This window comes from Flexivirga oryzae (assembly GCF_014190805.1).
Lineage (GTDB): Bacteria > Actinomycetota > Actinomycetes > Actinomycetales > Dermatophilaceae > Flexivirga > Flexivirga oryzae.
Map to the genome: position 1 here is coordinate 51,354 of NZ_JACHVQ010000005.1, position 16,411 is coordinate 67,764.

Genomic DNA, 16,411 nt, shown 5'->3' on the forward strand with positions numbered 1-16,411 from the left:
TTTTCGCGCCTGCGGTGTCCATTTCCCGTCACATCGAGAAGAAGGCAGATCACATGCGCAGTCTCTATCGACTGGCTTTCGCGACCGTCGCCACCGCGGCACTCGTCGCCACCGGCACCGCCTCGGCCTCCGCGACCACGGTCACCGGCGACACCGTCAGCCCGCACATCATCGGCGGATCGAGCGGCAGCTCGCCATACATCGTGCAACTGGTCTTCGGCCAGAGCGACGGCACCTACGGCTGCACCGGGGAGGCGATCGCACCACAGTGGATCCTCACCGCGCAGCACTGCATCGACGGCACACAGTGGATGGACGTCTACTTCAGCAACTCGGTGACCAGCCCGGGCACCCCCATCGCCGCGGACCAGGTGGGCGGTTCGTCGTACGGCGATGTCGCGCTGGTGCACCTGTCGTCCAGCAAGTCGCTGAGCAGCTACGCGCCGCTCGCGTCCTCCTACAGCGCGCGCTCCGGTGACTCGGGAACCATCTGGGGCTACGGCCTCACCGCGGGTGGTGCACAGCCCACCCACCTCAACAAGGCGACCGTCAACGTGGTCGGCTCCAGCACCGACGCCTATGGCGGCAGCGCGATCCACGTCAAGGGCAGCAACGGTGCCTCCAACCACGGCGACTCCGGTGGTCCGCTGTTCGTCGGCGGGGTCATCGTCGGCGTCTGCTCGACCGGCGACGTCGCCGATCCCGGCAGCGACATCCACGCCGGCTCCAACTACGCGAATCTGACCGCCAGCCGGTCCTGGATCCGCTCGGTCACCGGGGTCTGACGAGGGAACCCCGGTCCACGAGCGCCGTCGCACCCGCCGTCCTCCCCGGGTGTGACGGCGCTCGTCGTACGAGAGCCTCACGTATGCCGGCGAGCGTCTCACCGATGGTTACCGGCGGCGATCGGCGATGGACTGCTCGGTGAACGCACGCACCGGGCGTGCCGCACCCAGGAGGAATCCCGTGAACTCACGACTCGCCATGGCGGCAAGCGTCTTCGGCGCGCTGACCGCGGGCGCGACCGCCGTGGTCTACCTCAACTTCTCGGCCCGGGTGATGCCGTCCCTCGGCCGGATGGCGAATGCCGCCGGTATCGCGCGCATGCAGTCCTTCAACCGGACCGCTGAGCAGGGCCCTTTCATGTTCTGCTTCTTCGGTGCCGCGCTCGCCGGGGGCTACCTGATCTATCGCTTCGCCCGCGGCGACCGGTCGACGGCCGGGGTGCTGCTCGCCGCGGGTGGTGCGGCATACCTGCTCGGCTTCCTGCTGACGATGGTCTACAACGTCCCGCTCAACGACCGGCTCGCCCGTCTCGACCCGCATGCCGCGAGCAGTATCGGGGTCTGGCGGGACTACCTGAGCGGCTGGACCGCGGCGAACACCGTGCGCGCGGTCCTGTCCGGCGTGGCCACCCTGCTGCTGGTCGGCGGCTCGGTCGCGGCCGCGCAGGGCCGGGCGAGCGGGTCGGCGGCTCCCGTCACAGATCCGCACCGGGTCAGCGCCGATGTCCTGCGTTGAGCGCGCGGCGCTCGCCGAGCTGACGGACCTCGCGGTCCGTCACGGCCGGCGATTGGGCTCGGCAGGCGTGACCGACCAGCCGGACCTGATCGACGGACCTCGCGCCCGCGGCGCGTTCGTGCTGCGCGTGGTGATGCAGCCGCCGTGGGCGCTGGAGATCGCCGAGGACGCCCCGCTGACCATGGTCGCGATGCTGACCGGCGGCACGTGGCTGCGCCGCACGAGCGAACCCCCGCAACGCCTGGTCGCCGGCGACGTGCTGCTCGTGCGGGGGCTGGCCCGCTACATCATGAGCGACGAGCCGACGACCGCCCCGGACATCCGCATCGGTCCCGGGCAGACCTGCTCCGGCACCGATGGTCGTGATCTGTCGGACGAGCTGGGCGCCGGGGTGCGGGCGTGGGGCAACGATCCGGCGGGTCGGGACACCATGCTGGTGGCCAGTTACGCCGACCGGGCCCAGCTCGGCACGGTGCTGGCGGGAGCGCTCCCGGACTTCGCCCTCGTGTGCGGCGCCGACAGCCCGCTGCTGCCGGTGCTGGTCCAGGAGGCCGCGCGCGATGCACTCGGTCAGGACGCGGTGCTGGACCGGATCCTCGACGTGGTGCTGATCTCCGTGGTCCGCGCCTGGGCCGCCGAGACGCCGTCGGCGGTCGGCGGGCTGCGCGTGCTCGCGGACCCGGCGGTGGCCGAGGCGGTCCGGCTGATCCGGGCCGAACCGGCGCACGGCTGGACCGTCGAGGCGCTGGCTGCGGCGGCGGGCGTGTCCCGGGCGGCGCTCGCCCGCCGCTTCCAGGAGGTGGTCGGTATGCCGCCCATCGGCTACCTGGCCCAGTGGCGGCTGTCCCTCGCGGCCGACCTGCTGCGCGGATCCGATCGGACCGTGGCGTCGGTCGCCCGCGAGGTCGGCTACGGCAGCCCGTTCAGTCTGAGCGCCGCCTTCAAGAAGATGTATGGCGTCAGCCCGCAGGCCTACCGCTCGTCGCCCGCGTGAGACGAGGGGAGTCGGAGACGCGACACGCCATACTTGCCGGTAGCCCTTGACCAGCGGCTCGGAAGGGTGCACTCTCGTGGCGTCGAATCTCGTCGCTGGGGGGCAGCTGAGGTCCGACCACTACCGCGTGTAGACACGCGGCCTCTTTTCGGGTATTGTGTTGCTTTGCGCTGCCCGTATCCAGCCAACCCACCTTTGACCGTGCTGAAATCTGCGCGCCCGATTCCGTGTCGGATGCGTCGAGAACAAGCTCATGTCGTCACGCCGTGCGGCGGTGACGGGGTCGACGGGGGAACCGCGAGGTTGCGGCGGCGCGACACGAATCGCCCGCTTTGAAAATGCCTGTGGAAGGATCCATCCTTGGCTGCCTCGCGCACTGCGACCCAATCCCTCTCCTCGGCAAAGACGGCCTCCGGCCGTCTGTCGTTCGCCAAGATCCGCGAACCGCTGGAAGTCCCTGATCTGCTTGCTCTGCAGACCGACAGCTTCGACTGGCTGCTCGGCAACGAGCGTTGGCAGGCCCGTGTGGCCGAAGCCAAGGACGCCGGCAAGGTCGACGTCCCGGACCGGTCCGGCCTGGAGGAGATCTTCGAGGAGATCTCCCCGATCGAGGACTTCTCCGGATCGATGAGCCTGTCCTTCCGCGACCACCGGTTCGAGGAAGTCAAGTACTCCATCGAGGAGTGCAAGGAACGCGACATGACCTATGCCGCGCCGTTGTTCGTCACCGCCGAGTTCATAAACTCCGGCACCGGTGAGATCAAGAGCCAGACCGTCTTCATGGGCGACTTCCCGCTCATGACCGACCGCGGCACCTTCATCATCAACGGCACCGAGCGTGTCGTCGTCTCCCAGCTGGTCCGCAGCCCGGGCGTCTACTTCGAGCGTTCGCTCGACAAGACCTCGGACAAGGACGTCTACACCGCCAAGATCATCCCGAGCCGCGGTGCGTGGCTGGAGTTCGAGGTCGACAAGCGCGACCAGGTCGGCGTGCGTGTCGACCGCAAGCGCAAGCAGTCGGTGACCGTGCTGCTCAAGGCGCTCGGCTGGACCGAGGCGCAGATCCTGGAGGAGTTCGGCGACTACGAGTCCATCCGGCAGACGCTGGAGAAGGACCACACCGCCAGCCAGGACGAGGCGCTGCTGGACATCTACCGCAAGCTGCGCCCGGGCGAGCCGCCGACCCGCGAGGCCGCCCAGAACCTGCTGGACAACCTCTACTTCAACGGCAAGCGCTACGACCTGGCCAAGGTCGGCCGCTACAAGATCGACAAGAAGCTCGGTCTCGAGGCCTCCATCAACGACAGCACGCTGTCGGTCGACGACATCGTCGCCACGATCAAGTACCTCGTGGCGCTGCACGCCGGCCAGGAGGCCCTGCCGGGCCGCCGCGACGGCGAGGACGTCGAGTTGCGCGTCGAGGTCGACGACATCGACCACTTCGGCAACCGCCGCATCCGCAACGTCGGCGAGCTCATCCAGAACCAGGTCCGCACGGGTCTGTCCCGGATGGAGCGCGTCGTGCGTGAGCGTATGACGACCCAGGACGTCGAGGCGATCACGCCGCAAACGCTGATCAACATCCGGCCGGTCGTCGCCTCCATCAAGGAGTTCTTCGGCACCAGCCAGCTGTCGCAGTTCATGGACCAGAACAACCCGCTGTCGGGCCTGACGCACAAGCGTCGGCTGAACGCCCTCGGCCCGGGTGGTCTGTCCCGTGACCGCGCCGGCATGGAGGTCCGCGACGTCCACCCGAGCCACTACGGCCGCATGTGCCCGATCGAGACCCCTGAGGGTCCGAACATCGGTCTGATCGGCTCGCTGGCGTCATACGGCCGGATCAACGCCTTCGGTTTCATCGAGACGCCGTACCGCAAGGTCAGCGCCGGCCGGGTCACCGACGAGATCCACTACCTGTCCGCCGACGAGGAGGACAACTTCGTCATCGCGCAGGCCAACGCGGCGCTGACCGACGACAACCACTTCGCGGAGGAGCGCGTCCTGGTCCGCACCCGCGGTGGTGAGGCGAGCGACGTGCCGGCCGACGAGGTCGACTACATGGACGTGTCCGCGCGCCAGATGGTGTCGGCCGCGACCGCGCTGATCCCGTTCCTGGAGCACGACGACACCTCGCGTGCGCTGATGGGCGCCAACATGCAGCGTCAGGCCGTGCCGCTGGTGCAGTCCGAGGCTCCGCTGGTCGGCACCGGTATGGAGCAGCGCGCCGCGCTCGACTCCGGTGACGTCGTCCGCGCCGAGAAGGCCGGCGTCGTGACCGAGGTCTCCGCCGACCTGGTGACCGTCCTCAACGACGACGGCACCCAGACGACCTACCGGATCAGCAAGTTCATCCGCTCCAACGCGGGTAACTGCTACAACCACCGCGTGGTCGTCAACGGTGGCGACCGGGTCGAGGCGGGTGCGGTCATCGCCGACGGTCCCGCGACCGACGGTGGCGAGATGGCGCTCGGCAAGAACCTCCTCGTGGCGTTCATGTCCTGGGAGGGTCACAACTTCGAGGACGCCATCATCCTGTCCCAGCGTCTGGTGCAGGACGACACGCTCTCTTCGATCCACATCGAGGAGCACGAGATCGACGCCCGCGACACCAAGCTGGGTCCGGAGGAGATCACCCGCGACATCCCCAACGTCAGCGAGGACGTCCTCGCCGACCTGGACGAGCGCGGCATCATCCGGATCGGTGCGGAGGTCCGTGACGGCGACCTGCTGGTCGGCAAGGTCACCCCGAAGGGTGAGACCGAGCTGACCCCGGAGGAGCGCCTGCTCCGCGCGATCTTCGGTGAGAAGGCGCGCGAGGTGCGCGACACCTCGATGAAGGTCCCGCACGGCGAGACCGGCACCGTCATCGGCGTCAAGGTCTTCGACCGCGAGGAGGGTGACGAGCTGCCGCCGGGTGTCAACCAGCTGGTGCGCGTCTACGTCGCCAACAAGCGCAAGATCACCGACGGCGACAAGCTCGCCGGCCGGCACGGCAACAAGGGCGTCATCTCCAAGATCCTGCCGGTCGAGGACATGCCGTTCCTGGAGGACGGCACCCCGGTCGACGTCGTGCTCAACCCGCACGGTGTGCCGCGGCGGATGAACCTCGGCCAGATCCTGGAGCTGCACCTCGGCTGGTCCGCCTCGCGCGGCTGGAAGATCGACGGCAACCCCGACTTCGCCAAGCAGATCGCGCCGGACGCCCAGGAGGCTCCGCCGTGGTCGCGCGTCGCGTCGCCGGTTTTCGACGGTGCGTCCGAGGACGTCATCACCGGTCTGCTCGACGCGACGTTGCCGACGCGCGACGGTGTGCGGCTGGTGGACCACACCGGCAAGACCCAGCTCTTCGACGGCCGCTCCGGCGAGCCGTTCCCGGAGCCGGTGTCGGTGGGTTACATGTACATCCTGAAGCTCCACCACCTGGTCGACGACAAGATCCACGCACGCTCCACCGGCCCCTACTCGATGATCACCCAGCAGCCGCTCGGCGGTAAGGCCCAGTTCGGTGGCCAGCGCTTCGGTGAGATGGAGGTCTGGGCACTGGAGGCGTACGGCGCCGCCTACGCCCTGCAGGAGCTGCTGACGATCAAGTCGGACGACGTGACCGGCCGCGTGAAGGTCTACGAGGCGATCGTCAAGGGCGAGAACATCCCCGAGCCCGGCATCCCCGAGTCGTTCAAGGTGCTGATCAAGGAGATGCAGTCGCTGTGCCTCAACGTCGAGGTGCTCTCCAGCGACGGCAGCCTGATCGACCTGCGCGACTCCGACCAGGAGGTCTTCCGCGCGGCGGAGGAGCTCGGCATCGACCTGAGCCGGCGCGAGCCGAGCAGCGTCGAGGAAGTCTGAAAACAGACAACCGGTTGAGGTATGCCGGGGAGCTCCTCGGCATACCTCGCCAAATCCTTTAGATAACAACTCTTTTCAGACTTTCGTTAGACACGAGAAGGAAGGCACAACGTGCTGGACGTCAACTTCTTCGACGAGCTACGCATCGGCCTCGCCACCGCTGAATCGATCCGTCAGTGGAGCCACGGTGAGGTGAAGAAGCCCGAAACCATCAACTACCGCACCCTGAAGCCGGAGAAGGACGGACTCTTCTGCGAGAAGATCTTCGGCCCGACCCGCGACTGGGAGTGCTACTGCGGCAAGTACAAGCGCGTCCGCTTCAAGGGCATCATCTGTGAGCGCTGCGGCGTCGAGGTGACCCGTAGCTCCGTGCGCCGCGAGCGGATGGGCCACATCGAGCTCGCCGCGCCGGTGACCCACATCTGGTACTTCAAGGGCGTCCCGTCGCGCCTGGGTTACCTGCTCGACCTCGCCCCGAAGGACCTGGAGAAGGTCATCTACTTCGCGGCATACATGATCACCTCGGTCGACACCGACCAGCGCCACAAGGACATGCCGTCCCTGGAGGCGCAGATCGAGGTCGAGAAGAAGGAGCTGGAGAACTCCCGCGACGACGCGGTCAACACCCGCGCCGCCAAGCTCGAGGCCGACCTGGCCGAGCTGGAGAAGGAAGGCGCCAAGGCCGACGCCCGCCGCAAGGTCCGCGAGTCCGCCGAGCGCGAGATGAACCAGATCCGCAAGCGCTCCGACCAGCAGATCGAGCGCCTGGAGCAGGTCTGGGACCGCTTCAAGAACCTCAAGGTCCAGGACCTCGAGGGCGACGAGGTGCTCTACCGCGAGATGCGCGACCGGTTCGGTCTCTACTTCGAGGGCGGCATGGGTGCCGAGGCGCTGCAGAAGCGCCTGGAAACCTTCGACCTCGACGCCGAGGCCGCGTCGCTGCGCGAGATCATCGCCACCGGCAAGGGGCAGCGCAAGACGCGTGCCCTGAAGCGGCTGCGGGTGGTCACCGCGTTCCAGCAGACCAAGAACAACCCCAGCGGCATGGTCCTGGACTGCGTCCCGGTCATCCCGCCGGACCTGCGCCCGATGGTGCAGCTGGACGGTGGCCGTTTCGCGACCTCCGACCTGAACGACCTCTACCGCCGGGTCATCAACCGCAACAACCGGTTGAAGCGACTGCTCGACCTGGGTGCGCCGGAGATCATCGTCAACAACGAGAAGCGCATGCTGCAGGAAGCTGTCGACTCGCTGTTCGACAACGGCCGCCGCGGCCGTCCGGTCACCGGCCCGGGCAACCGTCCGCTGAAGTCGCTCTCCGACATGCTCAAGGGCAAGCAGGGCCGCTTCCGGCAGAACCTGCTCGGTAAGCGCGTCGACTACTCGGGCCGTTCGGTCATCGTCGTCGGCCCGCAGCTGAAGCTGCACCAGTGCGGTCTGCCCAAGCAGATGGCGCTGGAGCTGTTCAAGCCGTTCGTGATGAAGCGCCTGGTCGACCTCGACCTGGCCCAGAACATCAAGTCGGCCAAGCGCATGGTGGAGCGCCAGCGCGCCGAGGTGTGGGACGTCCTCGAAGAGGTCATCACCGAGCATCCGGTGCTGCTGAACCGCGCACCGACGCTGCACCGCCTTGGCATCCAGGCCTTCGAGCCGCAGCTGGTCGAGGGCAAGGCCATCCAGATCCACCCGCTCGTCTGCACCGCGTTCAACGCGGACTTCGACGGTGACCAGATGGCCGTGCACGTGCCGCTGTCCGCGGAGGCGCAGGCCGAGGCACGCATCCTGATGCTCTCGAGCAACAACGTGCTGAAGCCCGCCGACGGTCGCCCCGTGACCATGCCCAGCCAGGACATGATCACCGGCCTCTACTTCCTGTCCGCACAGGACGGCGAGGCCAAGCGCGAGGACGGCGAGCACCTGCGCGCGTTCTCCTCGGCCGCCGAGGCCCGGATGGCGTTCGACCGCGGCGAGATCAAGCTCGGTTCGCTGACGACCATCCGTCTCTACGACCAGGTCCCGCCGGCCGGGTTCGAGCTGCCCGAGGGCGCGGAGCCCGACGAGCTCGGTCGCCTCGCGTCGTTCGAGCTGGACACGACCCTGGGTCGGGTGCTGTTCAACGAGGCGCTGCCGGAGGACTACCCGTTCCTCAACCAGGACATCGACAAGAAGGCGCTGTCCGGCGTCGTCAACGACCTGGCCGAGCGGTACCCGAAGGTGCAGGTCGCCGCGTCGCTCGACGCGCTGAAGGCGGCCGGCTTCTACTGGGCCACCCGCTCGGGCTGCACCGTCGCCATCAGCGACGTGCAGACCTCGTCGAACAAGTGGAACATCCTGGCCGGCTACGAGGAGAAGGCCGCCAAGATCCAGACGCAGTACGACCGTGGTCTGATCACCGACGACGAGCGCCGTCAGGAGCTCGTGGAGATCTGGACGCAGGCGACCAACGAGGTCGCCACGGACATGCAGCACAACTTCGACGCCAAGAACCCGATCTACCGCATGGTGTCCTCGGGCGCCGGTGGTAACTGGTTCCAGGTCCGGCAGATCGCCGGTGCGCGTGGTCTGATGGCCAACCCGAAGGGTGAGATCATCCCGCGTCCGATCAAGGCGAACTTCCGTGAGGGCCTGTCGGTGCTGGAGTTCTTCATCTCCACGCACGGTGCCCGTAAGGGTCTGGCCGACACCGCGTTGCGTACCGCCGACTCGGGTTACCTGACCCGACGCCTGGTGGACGTCTCGCAGGACGTCATCATCCGCGAGGACGACTGCGGCACCGACCGTGGTCTGCTGCTGCCGATCGGTCAGCGCAGCGCGGACGGCTCACTCGTCGAGCACGAGAACGTCGAGACCTCGGTCTACGCACGAAATCTCGCCACCGACGTGGAGGTCGACGGTGAGGTGCTGGCGCAGGCCGGCGCCGACCTGGGTGACGTCAACCTCGACAAGCTGCTCGCAGCCGGTGTCGAGGAGGTCAAGGTCCGCTCGGTGCTCACCTGTGAGTCGCGGGTCGGCACCTGCGCCATGTGCTACGGCCGCTCGCTGGCGACCGGCAAGCTGGTCGACATCGGCGAGGCCGTCGGCATCATCGCCGCCCAGTCGATCGGTGAGCCCGGCACCCAGCTGACCATGCGCACCTTCCACACCGGTGGTGCCGCGGGTGACGACATCACCCAGGGTCTGCCGCGCGTCGTCGAGCTGTTCGAGGCCCGCACCCCGAAGGGTGTCGCGCCGATCGCCGAGGCGACCGGTCGCATCCAGATCGAGGAGACCGACAAGGCGCGTCGCATCCTGCTGACCCCTGACGACGGCTCCGACGAGCACGCCTACCCGATCAGCAAGCGTGGCCGCCTGCTGGTCCAGGACGGGCAGCACGTCGAGGTCGGCACGCTGCTCGTGCAGGGTGCGATCGACCCCAAGCAGGTGCTGCGCATCCAGGGTGCCCGCGACGTCCAGAAGCACCTGGTCGACGAGGTCCAGAGCGTCTACCGCCAGCAGGGTGTGTCGATCCACGACAAGCACATCGAGGTCATCGTGCGGCAGATGCTGCGCCGGATCACGATCATCGAGGCGGGCGACACCGACCTGCTGCCCGGCGAGCTCGCCGAGCGCAGCCGCTTCGAGGACGCGTCCCGTCGCGCCCTCGCCGAAGGTGGTCGCCCGGCGTCCGGTCGTCCGGAGCTGATGGGCATCACCAAGGCGTCGCTGGCCACCGACTCGTGGCTGTCGGCGGCGTCCTTCCAGGAGACGACGCGAGTCCTCACCGAGGCGGCCATGCACGCCAAGAGCGACCCGCTGCTCGGCCTCAAGGAGAACGTCATCCTCGGTAAGTTGATCCCCGCCGGCACCGGCCTGCCGCGTTACCGCAACGTGAAGGTCGAGCCGACCGAGGAGGCCAAGGCTGCGCTCTACGCGCTGCCGGACTACCAGCCGTACGACTACCCGGTCTTCGGCCCGGGTTCGGGTGAGGCCGTCCGCCTGGACGACGCCTCGCTCGGCTTCGACAGCTGACCAAGTCCTCGCCGAGAGGCTCAGAAACACACTGACAGGCTCAGTAAATCGCCGCGAAAGCGGCGGATTTACTGAGCCTGTCGGTCGTGATGTGAGCCTGTCGGCGAGGGGGTCCAGGTATGACGTCGGTTGCTGGTTGGGGACGGGGCAGGGCCGCGAGTCGTACGTCGGTCAGTCCACCGGTTCGTCGGTCTCACCGTGCAACGGGCCGGTGTGGTCGGAGTCGTAGGCGATGTAGTAGCTGGGGCGTTGCTGGAGGGCGGCATACGTGCGCCCCACATATTCGCCGAGTATGCCGAGGCACAGCAGCTGCAGCGCCGAGAACACGGCGAGGATCACGACCGTCGACGCCCAGCCCGAGGTAGTGCCGCCGGCCAGTTTGCTCCAGACGACATAGACCAGCACCAGCGCCGCGACCACGAAACCGAGCAGGCTGAACCACGTGGCGAACCGCAGCGGCGCCTGCGAGAAGCCGGTGACCGAGTCCAGCGTGAGACTGATCATCTTGCGCAGCGGGTACTTCGACTCCCCGGCCGCGCGCGGGTCGCGCTTGTAGTCGACCGTCGTCGACGGGAACCCGAGCGTCGGCACCACCAACCGCAGCACCCGGTTGTGCTCCGGCAGGGCATTGATCGCATCGACCGTCGAGCGCGACATCATCCGGAAGTCGCCCGCGTCCTGGGAGATGTCGAGCTTCGCCAGCCGGCGCATCATCCGGTAGAACGCCCCGGCGGTGTGCCGCTTGAACGCCGAGTCCGTGGTCCGGTCGGTCCGCACCCCGTAGACCACGTCGACGTGCTCGGCGGTGGCGGCGGCATACATCCGGGCGATCGTCTCGGGCGGGTCCTGCAGGTCGGCGTCGATCGTGACCACCCAGTCACCGAGGGCGCGCTGCAGCCCCGCCGAGATCGCCGCCTGATGACCGGCGTTGGCGCGCAGTCGCACGACCCGCACGTTCGGCCACTCACGGAGCACCCGCTGCAACACGACCGGCGTCGTGTCGGTCGACCCGTCGTCGACGACGACCACCTCATACCCCGCGCCCAGGTCGTCCAGCACCGGCCGGAGCCGTTCGACGAAGAGCGGCAGCACCGCCTCCTCGTTGTACATCGGCACCACGACCGAGACCACGGGGTGGCCGGCGGTGGGCGGACGGGAGGAGGGGGCGGGCGCTGTCACGGTCGCAAATCTGCCAGATCGACGTCATCAGGGTCGCGCGGAGGTGCGTAATCGGCCGATTTTGCCGTCATACCGCGGACCGGTAGGATTGTGATTCGTGCGTGGGCTCTGCCCTGCCCGCTGACCGGTCACCGCATTTCGAGTGTATGACGGGTCGCGTGGCACCAGGCCACCACACGCTCTCGCCGGGCAGCCCATCGGGCGCGTCGGCCGGTCGGTGTCCGACGGGTCAGGTCGTCACACGGGAAGTGCGGGGGAGAGCGCCGGCCCGACGACACCCCCGACCGCGGGGTGTGGGAGGGGCGGGAAGCCCAAGGAGTCGGCAGGGGTGAACACCCCTGCCGACAGACAAGATTCGATCAGTTACGGAGACAGTAGGTTGCCTACAATCAACCAGCTCGTCCGCAAGGGTCGGCAGGACAAGATCTCTAAGGTCAAGACGCCGGCCCTCAAGGGCAGCCCCCAGCGACGCGGTGTGTGCACCCGCGTCTACACCACGACCCCGAAGAAGCCGAACTCCGCGCTTCGCAAGGTCGCGCGTGTGCGCCTCACCTCGGGCATCGAGGTCACGGCATACATTCCCGGCGTCGGCCACAACCTGCAGGAGCACTCGATCGTGCTCGTGCGTGGCGGTCGTGTGAAGGACCTGCCGGGTGTGCGTTACAAGATCATCCGCGGCGCGCTCGACACCCAGGGTGTCAAGGGCCGCCAGCAGGCTCGTTCCCGGTACGGCGCGAAGAAGGAGAAGAAGTAATGCCTCGCAAGGGCCCCGCTCCGAAGCGCCCCCTCGTCGTCGACCCGGTCTACGGGTCCCCGCTGGTCACCCAGCTGGTCAACAAGATCCTGCTGGACGGCAAGAAGTCCATCGCCGAGCGCATCGTCTACGGCGCCCTCGAGGGCTGCCGTGACAAGACCGGCACCGACCCGGTCGTGACGCTGAAGCGCGCGCTGGACAACGTCAAGCCGAGCCTCGAGGTCAAGAGCCGCCGCGTCGGCGGTGCGACCTACCAGGTCCCGGTCGAGGTCAAGCCGGGTCGCGCGACCACGCTGTCGCTGCGCTGGCTGGTCGGCTACGCCCGGCAGCGTCGTGAGAAGACGATGACCGAGCGTCTGATGAACGAGATCCTCGACGCGAGCAACGGCCTGGGTGCCGCGGTGAAGCGTCGCGAGGACACCCACAAGATGGCCGAGTCCAACCGGGCCTTCGCGCACTACCGCTGGTGATGCCCACCGCCGCCTGATGCGTCACGCATCGGGCGGCGGAGCCCCGGACGGCATACGCCCTCCATCAAATTTCGAGTCTGAGCACTAAGCACACAGGAAAGAAGACAACGTGGCACTCGACGTGCTGACCGACCTCAAGAAGGTCCGCAACATCGGCATCATGGCGCACATCGATGCCGGTAAGACCACGACCACCGAGCGGATCCTGTTCTACACCGGTGTCAACCACAAGATGGGCGAAACCCACGACGGTGCGTCGACCACCGACTGGATGGAGCAGGAGAAGGAGCGGGGGATCACCATCACCTCCGCTGCTGTCACCAGCTTCTGGGACGGTCACCAGATCAACATCATCGACACCCCCGGACACGTCGACTTCACCGTCGAGGTGGAGCGCTCGCTGCGCGTCCTGGACGGCGCGGTCGCGGTGTTCGACGGCAAGGAAGGTGTCGAGCCGCAGTCCGAGACCGTCTGGCGCCAGGCCGACAAGTACGACGTCCCGCGCATCTGCTTCATCAACAAGATGGACAAGATGGGCGCCGACTTCTACTTCACCGTGCAGACGGTCATCGACCGGCTCGGCGCGGAGCCGCTGGTGCTCCAGCTGCCGATCGGCGCCGAGGCCGACTTCCTCGGTGTCGTCGACCTGCTGCAGATGAAGGCGCTGGTGTGGCCGGGTGACGCCAAGGGTGACGTGACCCTCGGCGCCAAGTACGAGGTCCAGGACATCCCCGCCGACCTGCAGGAGAAGGCGGAGGAGTACCGCTCCAAGCTGGTCGAGCGCGTCGCCGAGGCGGACGACGACCTGATGGAGAAGTACCTCGAGGGCAACGAGCTGACCATCGACGAGCTGAAGGCCGGCATTCGCAAGCTGACCGTCAACTCGGAGGTCTACCCGATCCTGTGTGGTTCGGCGTTCAAGAACCGCGGTGTGCAGCCGATGCTCGACGCGGTCGTGGACTACCTGCCCTCGCCCGTCGACGTGCCGGCCATGGTCGGCCACAAGCCGGGCGACGAGAGCGTCGAGGTGCTGCGTCACCCGAGCACGGACGACCCGTTCTCCGCGCTCGCCTTCAAGATCGCCGCGCACCCCTTCTTCGGCACGCTGACCTTCATCCGGGTCTACTCGGGCAGGGTCGCCGCCGGCAGCCAGGTCTACAACACGACCAAGGGCAAGAAGGAGCGCATCGGCAAGCTCTTCCAGATGCACGCCAACAAGGAGAACCCGGTCGAGGAAGCTCTCGCCGGTCACATCTACGCGGCGATCGGTCTGAAGGAGACGACGACCGGTGACACCCTGTCGGACGTGAACGACCAGGTCGTGCTGGAGTCGATGAGCTTCCCGGAGCCCGTCATCCACGTCGCGATCGAGCCGAAGACCAAGGGTGACCAGGAGAAGCTGGGCACCGCCATCCAGAAGCTCGCGCAGGAGGACCCGACGTTCTCGGTCCGCCTCGACGAGGAGACCGGCCAGACCGTCATCGGCGGTATGGGCGAGCTCCACCTCGACATCCTGGTCGACCGCATGAAGCGGGAGTTCAAGGTCGAGGCCAACGTCGGTGCGCCGCAGGTGGCCTACCGCGAGACGATCCGTCGTGCGGTCGAGAAGTACGACTACACGCACAAGAAGCAGACCGGTGGTTCGGGCCAGTTCGCGAAGGTCCAGCTGTCGATCGAGCCGTTGGACACCGAGGAAGGCGAGCTCTACGAGTTCGAGAACAAGGTGACCGGTGGCCGTGTGCCGCGCGAGTACATCCCGTCCGTCGACCAGGGCATCCAGGAGGCGATGCAGCTCGGTGTCCTCGCCGGTTACCCACTGGTCGGCATCAAGGCGACCCTGCTCGACGGTGCCTACCACGACGTCGACTCCTCGGAGATGGCGTTCAAGATCGCCGGTTCGATGGCGCTGAAGGAAATGGTCCGCAAGGCCGACCCCGCGCTGCTCGAGCCGATGATGGCCGTCGAGGTCCGCACGCCCGAGGACTACATGGGCGACGTGATCGGTGACCTCAACTCCCGCCGTGGCCAGATCCAGGCCATGGAGGACATCAGCGGTGCCAAGGTCGTCAAGGCCCTCGTTCCGCTGTCGGAGATGTTCGGGTACGTCGGTGACCTGCGGTCCAAGACCCAGGGTCGCGCCAACTACACGATGCAGTTCGACTCCTACGCCGAGGTTCCCAAGAACGTGGCGGAGGAGATCATCAAGAAGATCCGGGGCGAGTGACGCGCGGGCGGTGCGTCATACCGAATTGATCGTGGTATGCCGCACCGCCTATCGTCAGCCCGGTTTGTAAGAAGAAGAATCAAACACACCGAAGGCGCCGCCCCGGCGTCAGCAACAGTCCTTGAAGGAGGACCCCACAGTGGCTAAGGCCAAGTTCGAGCGGACAAAGCCGCACGTCAACATCGGCACCATCGGTCACGTCGACCACGGCAAGACCACGTTGACGGCCGCCATCACCAAGGTGCTTGCGGACAAGTACCCCGACCTCAACACCGCGGCCGCGTTCGCCGACATCGACAACGCGCCCGAGGAGCGTCAGCGCGGTATCACGATCAACGTCTCCCACCAGGAGTACGAGACCGAGAAGCGTCACTACGCACACGTCGACGCCCCGGGTCACGCCGACTACGTGAAGAACATGATCACCGGTGCGGCCCAGATGGACGGCGCGATCCTCGTGGTCGCCGCCACCGACGGCCCGATGCCGCAGACCCGTGAGCACGTGCTGCTCGCCCGCCAGGTCGGCGTCCCCTACATCCTGGTGGCACTGAACAAGGCCGACATGGTCGACGACGAGGAGATCCTCGAGCTCGTCGAGATGGAGGTCCGTGAGCTGCTGTCGAGCCAGGAGTTCGACGGTGACAACGCCCCGGTCGTCAAGGTCTCGGCGCTGAAGGCGCTCGAGGGCGACCCGGAGTGGGTCAAGTCGGTCGAGGACCTGATGGACGCGGTCGACGAGTCGATCCCGGACCCGGTGCGCGACACCGACAAGCCGTTCCTGATGCCGATCGAGGACGTCTTCACGATCACCGGTCGTGGCACCGTCGTCACCGGCCGTATCGAGCGCGGTGTGCTGAACGTCAACGAAGAGGTCGAGATCGTGGGTATCCGCGAGGCCTCGCAGAAGACGACCGTCACCGGTATCGAGATGTTCCGCAAGCTGCTCGACGAGGGTCGCGCGGGTGAGAACGTCGGTCTGCTGCTCCGTGGCACCAAGCGCGAGGACGTCGAGCGCGGCCAGGTCGTCGTGAAGCCGGGTTCGATCACCCCGCACACCGAGTTCGAGGGCCAGGTCTACATCCTGGGCAAGGACGAGGGTGGCCGTCACACGCCGTTCTACGACAACTACCGCCCGCAGTTCTACTTCCGCACCACCGACGTGACCGGTGTCGTGAAGCTGCCTGAGGGCACCGAGATGGTCATGCCCGGTGACAACACCGAGATGACCGTCACCCTGATCCAGCCGATCGCGATGGAGGAGGGCCTGCGCTTCGCCATCCGCGAGGGCGGCCGCACCGTCGGCGCCGGCCGGGTCACCAAGATCCTCAAGTGACCTCGACGAGGTCGCTCTGCCGGATCTGAACTGAACGGCTGAAAGGCCCCGAACCTCATCCCGAGGTTCGGGGCCTTTCGCA

At 67.2% G+C, this 16,411-nt stretch carries 10 protein-coding genes; 9 read left to right on the forward strand and 1 reads right to left on the reverse strand.

Features of this window, described 5'->3' with window-relative positions; translation table 11 throughout:
• The first annotated feature begins 53 nt into the window (after nt 1–53).
• From FHU39_RS21145 to FHU39_RS21165, 5 genes are all read left to right on the forward strand, one after another.
• Entirely contained in the window at nt 54–785 is a 732-nt protein-coding gene (locus FHU39_RS21145) for a S1 family peptidase (protein WP_183322730.1), read from the forward strand.
• Nucleotides 786–966: 181 nt separating this feature from the next.
• Nucleotides 967–1,521, forward strand: a complete 555-nt coding sequence (locus FHU39_RS21150; protein WP_183322731.1) for an anthrone oxygenase family protein — start codon at nt 967–969, stop codon at nt 1,519–1,521.
• On the forward strand, nt 1,508–2,515 hold the full coding sequence (locus tag FHU39_RS21155; protein WP_183322732.1) for an AraC family transcriptional regulator: 1,008 nt from the start codon (nt 1,508–1,510) through the stop codon (nt 2,513–2,515). The genes FHU39_RS21150 and FHU39_RS21155 overlap by 14 nt, the downstream gene beginning before the upstream one ends.
• A 360-nt stretch (nt 2,516–2,875) precedes the next feature.
• Nucleotides 2,876–6,361: a DNA-directed RNA polymerase subunit beta gene (gene rpoB / locus FHU39_RS21160; protein WP_183322733.1), complete on the forward strand. Its 3,486-nt coding sequence runs from the start codon at nt 2,876–2,878 to the stop codon at nt 6,359–6,361.
• Nucleotides 6,362–6,472: 111 nt separating this feature from the next.
• Nucleotides 6,473–10,369: a DNA-directed RNA polymerase subunit beta' gene (locus tag FHU39_RS21165; RefSeq protein ID WP_183322734.1), complete on the forward strand. Its 3,897-nt coding sequence runs from the start codon at nt 6,473–6,475 to the stop codon at nt 10,367–10,369.
• A 171-nt stretch (nt 10,370–10,540) separates the two neighbouring features.
• On the opposite strand, the gene FHU39_RS21170 is transcribed toward FHU39_RS21165, so the two are convergent.
• Nucleotides 10,541–11,548 carry a glycosyltransferase family 2 protein gene (locus FHU39_RS21170; RefSeq protein ID WP_343066050.1) on the reverse strand — a complete coding sequence of 336 codons (1,008 nt, stop codon included), beginning with the start codon at nt 11,546–11,548 and terminating at the stop codon, nt 10,541–10,543.
• 379 nt (nt 11,549–11,927) lie between these two features.
• Here FHU39_RS21170 and rpsL point away from each other — a divergent pair, with 379 nt between their 5' ends.
• From rpsL to tuf, 4 genes are all read left to right on the forward strand, one after another.
• Nucleotides 11,928–12,302 carry a 30S ribosomal protein S12 gene (gene rpsL / locus FHU39_RS21175; protein ID WP_183322735.1) on the forward strand — a complete coding sequence of 125 codons (375 nt, stop codon included), beginning with the start codon at nt 11,928–11,930 and terminating at the stop codon, nt 12,300–12,302.
• On the forward strand, nt 12,302–12,772 hold the full coding sequence (gene rpsG, locus FHU39_RS21180; RefSeq protein WP_183322736.1) for a 30S ribosomal protein S7: 471 nt from the start codon (nt 12,302–12,304) through the stop codon (nt 12,770–12,772). The genes rpsL and rpsG overlap by 1 nt, the downstream gene beginning before the upstream one ends.
• A 109-nt stretch (nt 12,773–12,881) precedes the next feature.
• A complete protein-coding gene (fusA, locus tag FHU39_RS21185) occupies nt 12,882–14,996 on the forward strand; it encodes an elongation factor G (protein WP_183322737.1) in 2,115 nt (704 codons plus the stop codon).
• A 139-nt stretch (nt 14,997–15,135) separates the two neighbouring features.
• Complete coding sequence (gene tuf / locus FHU39_RS21190; RefSeq protein WP_183322738.1) at nt 15,136–16,329, forward strand: elongation factor Tu; 1,194 nt, start codon at nt 15,136–15,138, stop codon at nt 16,327–16,329.
• Nucleotides 16,330–16,411: the final 82 nt, after the last annotated feature.

Excerpts from the sequence above, each read along its gene's own strand:
- FHU39_RS21155 (WP_183322732.1), top strand. The coding sequence starts at position 1,508 with ATGTCCTGCGTTGAGCGCGCGGCGCTCGCCGAGCTGACGGACCTCGCG.
- rpsG (WP_183322736.1), top strand. The coding sequence starts at position 12,302 with ATGCCTCGCAAGGGCCCCGCTCCGAAGCGCCCCCTCGTCGTCGACCCG.
- FHU39_RS21145 (WP_183322730.1), top strand. The coding sequence starts at position 54 with ATGCGCAGTCTCTATCGACTGGCTTTCGCGACCGTCGCCACCGCGGCA.